The organism is Nocardiopsis sp. TNDT3, from assembly GCF_003427465.1.
Lineage (GTDB): Bacteria > Actinomycetota > Actinomycetes > Streptosporangiales > Streptosporangiaceae > Nocardiopsis > Nocardiopsis dassonvillei.
Genome location: NZ_QPFC01000155.1, coordinates 1 through 2,768, shown reverse-complemented (window position 1 = coordinate 2,768; position 2,768 = coordinate 1). Strand labels below are relative to the sequence as shown.

Sequence of the window (2,768 nt, the reverse complement as noted above, 5' to 3'; positions counted from 1 at the left end):
GCCCCGGGCCGTCGCGTACGGCTCCGGGGCCGGGGCGGCCTCAGCCGTCCGTCGGGCCCGGTTCGCGCTCCAGCGCCAGGGCCTCGTCCACAGCGGTCTCGTAGTCGCCCAGGAACGTCGGGTCGGGCCGCAGCACCACCGAGCCCAGCGCCGCCACCGCCGCCGGGACCTCACGGAACCACCCGTACACGGTGGCGAAGGTGCGCTCCTCCAGGCTGGAGTCGGCCACGCCCACCGCGTCGATGCCCGCCGAACGGCACAGCCGCACGGCGCGGGGCAGATGGAAGTCCTGTGTGACCACGGTGACCTCCCGCACTCCGAACACCTCGTGGGCCCGCACGCACGAGTCCCAGGTGGAGAACCCGGCGTAGTCGCCGACGATGTGCTCTCCCGGCACCCCGGCGTCCACCAGGTAGGCGCGCATCGTGTCGGTCTCGTTGTAGTGCTCGACGCTGTTGTCACCGGTCACCAGGACGACGTCGACCTTCCCGGCGAAGTAGAGGTCGGCCGCGGTGTCCAGCCGCCGGGCCAGCAGCAGACTGGGCCGCCCGTCGGGGCGCACACCGGCGCCCAGCACCAGCGCCACCGGGCGTTCCGGCACGGAGGCGGCTGTGTGGCGGTGGTCGGAGGTGGAGGAGAGCACCCACAGGAACGGCACGCAGCCCGCCACCATCGCGAACACGGCCAGCACGGCGAGGCGCCCCAGCCACGTCCGGCGTCCGCGGCGGCCAGCGGAGGCCCCGGCGCTCCCGGTGCCGGAGACGGCGTCGCCGGTGCCGCCCCCGGAGCCGCCGGAACCGGGGGAGGGTTGGTCACGGAGGACACCGGTGTCGTCGTCGGACAGGGGACTCTGGGATGTGGCGGGATCTGGGATCGTCACGCTTGGGAAGACGCCCGGCCCCGCTCCGGAGTTCCGGTGCGGCGCAAGTTCCGGTACGGCACAGCGGACCCGGCCGCTCCGGTGCGGACCGTCCGGTTGTGGCCGGGCTTCGCCCGGTTCGGGTTCGGCACGGCCCCGGTTCCGACCCGGCTCCGGCTCAGGCCCGCGAAGCGGTCGGCGTTCCGGGCCCGGTTTCCGGCCGGATCCATGCCCGGCTCGGGCCCGTTCCAGGGCCGCTGACCGTCTGTCCGCACGGCCCCCTCCGGGGCTAGAGTCGCCGCATGTCCTTCCAGCCACAGCACGAAGACCTGCCCGCGCGGCTCCGGCGCCTGGCCGACCTCAGGCCGAGGAACATGCGCGACGGCTCCGGCATGCACGAGTACGACGGCAAGGCCGCCGACCTGTCGCCCGAAGGGGTCCGGGAGGCCCTGGCCGGACTCGGCGGCGACCCCCTCGACGACCCGCACGACGAGGCCCACCTGGCCGCCTTCGAGAACGCCCTGCGCTACGAGCTGGGCGAACTCCAGCTGCACCGCGCCAACCCCCTCTACCACGTCAACGAACTCGACCTGTCGGGCTACGACCGCGCGTACGCGCCCCAGGCTGAGCGCGACGCCGCACGCGTCGCCCACCTGGCCGAGTGGCCGCGCGTGGTCGACAACGCGATCGCGGCCCTGGACCGGCTGCCCGCCCCCCTCGCCGAGTCCCTCCTCGGCGCCGTCCGGGGTGTGGCCGACGGTCTCCCCGAGGACGTGCCCGCCGACGTGCGCGACGCGGCCCTCGCAGCGCACGCGCGCCTGCTCGCCCACGTCGAGAAGGCGGTGCGGGAGGGTCCCCGCAGCGCCGGGCTCGGCGCCGGGCCGCTCGCCCGACTCATGGGCAGCGGTGAGGCCGTCGAGGTCGACCTCGCGGACCTGGCCGTCCGCGCCGACGCCGAACGCGACCGCCTGCGCGCGCGTCTGGCCGAGGCCGTCGGGCGCCTCGCGCCCGGTCGCGACACCATGGAGTTCGTCCGCGAGCTCACCCGCCAGCACCCCGACACCGACGGAGTCCTGGACGCCGCCCGCCGTTGGACGGAGCTGGCCGTGGCGTTCACCGCCGAACGCGGCCTGGCGCCCCACAACGACGGCGAGTGCCGCGTGGACGTCTCCCCGCCCTCCCAGCGCTGGGCCACCGCGATGATGGCGTGGTCGGGCCCGTGGGAGGCCGACACGCCCTCCTTCTACTTCATCACCCCGCCCGACGCCTCCTGGACCGCGGAGGAGGCCGACGAGTGGCTGGAGATGTTCAGCCACACCACCCTGCCCGCCGTGAGCGTGCACGAGGTGGCTCCCGGCCACTTCTCCCACGGCCGTGCGCTGCGCCGGGCGCCCGGGCCGGTGCGCCGCGCCCTGCACTCGATGACCTTCGCCGAGGGCTGGGCGCACTACGTTGAGGAGGTGTGCGTGGACGAGGGCTTCGGCGCCTACGCCGCCGAACGACTGGGCGACCCCGCCTGGACCGCCGACCACTACGAGACCGGGGTGTGGGTGGAGGCGCTCATCCGCGTCACCCGCCTGTCCGTGGCGATCGGCATGCACAGCGGCACCATGACCGTGGAGGAGGCGGCCGCCCGCTTCGCCGAGGACACGCCGCTCCAGGGGCCCGCGGCCCTGGCCGAGGCGCGCCGCGCCACCTTCGACCCCACCTACGGCCGCTACACCTGGGGAAAACTGGAGATCCTGCGGCTGAGGGAGCGGGCGCGCGAGCGCTGGGGCGACGGATTCACCCTTGAGCGCTTCCACCGGGCCCTGCTGGACCTGGGCTCCCCGCCGATCGGTCTGATCGGCACTGCGGTCGAACGCGGCTGAGCCGGAGGGCCGGGGCCGTCCACAGCCGCCAACAGGGG

The 2,768-nt window shown here is 74.9% G+C and carries 2 protein-coding genes; one reads left to right on the top strand and one right to left on the bottom strand.

The window, feature by feature from the left end; translation table 11 throughout:
* Positions 1 to 40: 40 nt before the first annotated feature.
* Entirely contained in the window at positions 41 to 880 is an 840-nt protein-coding gene (locus tag DQW06_RS04305) for a vancomycin high temperature exclusion protein (protein ID WP_117197998.1), read from the bottom strand.
* Positions 881 to 1,161: 281 nt separating this feature from the next.
* Between DQW06_RS04305 and DQW06_RS04295 the strand changes: the two genes are divergently transcribed.
* The gene (locus tag DQW06_RS04295) at positions 1,162 to 2,730 is read left to right on the top strand and encodes a DUF885 family protein (protein WP_013151527.1); all 1,569 of its coding nucleotides are present in this window, start codon (positions 1,162 to 1,164) and stop codon (positions 2,728 to 2,730) included.
* The last annotated feature ends 38 nt before the right edge of the window (positions 2,731 to 2,768 follow it).

What these genes read in the sequence shown, in the direction of transcription:
- DQW06_RS04295 (WP_013151527.1), top strand. Translation starts at nt 1,162, where the DNA reads ATGTCCTTCCAGCCACAGCACGAAGACCTGCCCGCGCGGCTCCGGCGC.